Source organism: Micromonospora deserti, from assembly GCF_003236335.1.
GTDB classification, from domain to species: Bacteria; Actinomycetota; Actinomycetes; order Mycobacteriales; family Micromonosporaceae; genus Micromonospora; species Micromonospora deserti.
This window is the reverse complement of record NZ_POUB01000489.1, coordinates 1-1769: the sequence shown is the minus strand read 5'-3', so window position 1 is coordinate 1769 and position 1769 is coordinate 1. Positions and strand designations below refer to the sequence as shown.

The 1769-nt window shown below is 76.1% G+C and carries 1 protein-coding gene; it reads left to right on the top strand.

All coding sequences use genetic code 11. The features are described from left to right. On the top strand, positions 1 to 1769 hold a 1769-nt coding region (locus tag C1I99_RS31425), incomplete at both ends, for an ATP-binding cassette domain-containing protein (RefSeq protein WP_146604108.1).

The following is a 1769-nucleotide window of genomic DNA, read 5'->3' as shown; positions in this document are numbered from 1 at the left end:
GTGCGTTGCCGGTCGCGTCGGGCGGGCCGGGCGCGTTGCCGGCGCGTACCGCCGAGGGGCCGGAACCGGCCGGCGAGCTGGCGCCGCTGCCGGCCGCGAGCCGCGCGCTGACGCTGCGGGAGATCCTGCGGCTGTGCACCAACGACCCGCGGTACGGGCTGCTCTCGCTCGCGCTGTTCCTGCTGATGGTGCTCGCCGGGCTGGACGGCCCGGTGCTGCCCTGGCTCTGGGTGGATCTGGTCGACGGTGTCGGCGACCCGTGGCTGCCGGCGCTGGGGATCGTCGCCGGGCTGCTGGTCACCCTGCCGGTGCCCTACTACACCGGCGTCTGGTTCCCCCAGTGGTGGGTCCGCCAGATGCTGCGGATCAGCCTGCGCCTGGTGCACGGGCAGACCGGCCCTCGCCGGGTCAGCGGGCACACCCCGGCGGAGGTGGTGGCCCAGGGCGGCGACACCGAGCGGGTGGTGCAGCTCGCCGACAACCTGCTGGACCAGCTGATCTGCCTGGTCCTGCTGGTGTCGATGACCGCGGTCACCGGCAGCCTGGTGCCGGCGCTGTTCTTCGCCGGGACGATGCTGGTCTCCGGGCTGGCCGCGACGATGTTCGGGCCGCGGCTGGAGCGGTCCGCCCGGGCCACCGTGGCGGCGCGCGCCGCGTTCGCCACCGCCCTGGTCTCGTCGCTGTCAGCCGCCCGCACGGTGAAGCTCGCCGGGGCCACCCGGCCGGTGCTGGCCCACCTGGCGGGCCTCGACGTGGTCCGCAGCGACCGCCAGCGCCGGGAGATCTCCGTCCAGGTCTGGTCCCGCTCGACCCCGTCGGTGGTCAGCGGCCTGCTGCCGATCGGCGCCTGGGCGCTCTTCCTGGCCGGTGACCTCTCCGCCGGCGCCACCCTGGTCGCGGTCTCCACCCTCGCCGCGGCCCGCTGGTTCGCCTGGACCACCGCGTCCCTGATCTCCCAGGTGCCGTCGGCCCGGGTGTGGACGCGGCGGACGGTGGCGATGACCGGGGCGCCGGCGTACTCCACGGCGGTGCCGGAGGTGGATCTCGCCGCCGGGACCGCCCCGGCGCCGCCCGTGCCGCCCCGGCACCCGCTGCGCCGGTTGGAGCTGACCGGCTTCGGCGTGCGCCACGCCGACGGCGTGACCGCGGTACGTGACGTCGACCTGACCGTGGAGCGCGGCCACCTGGTGCTGGTGGTCGGGCCGGTCGGCTCGGGCAAGTCGTCGCTGCTGCGGGCGCTGGCCGGCATCGTGCCGCACACCGGCCGGCTGACCTGGAACGGCGAGCCGGTCACCGAGCCGGAGCTGTTCCTGCGCCCGAACCAGGTCGGCTACGTCGGCCAGCTGCCCCGGGTGCTCTCCGGCACGGTGGCGGACAACATCACCCTGGGCCACCAGGTGGACGCCGCGGCGGCGGTCTCCACCGCCCAGCTCGACCACGACCTGGCCGCCGCCGGGGCGGGGCTCGGGCTGCTGATCGGGCACAAGGGCACCCGGCTCTCCGGCGGGCAGTTGCAGCGGCTCGCGCTGGCCCGGGCGCTGGCGCCGCGCACCGAGCTGCTGGTGGCCGACGACGTCTCGTCCGCGCTGGACGTCACCACCGAGCTGGCGCTCTGGCAGGCGCTGCGCGAGCACGGGGTGACCGTGGTGGGTTCGACGTCGAAACGGGCGGCGCTGGTCCGCGCCGACCACGTGGTGGTGCTCCAGGCCGGCCGGGTGGCCGCCCAGGGCCACTGGCGCGACCTGGAACCCGCCTGGTCCCACCTGGCC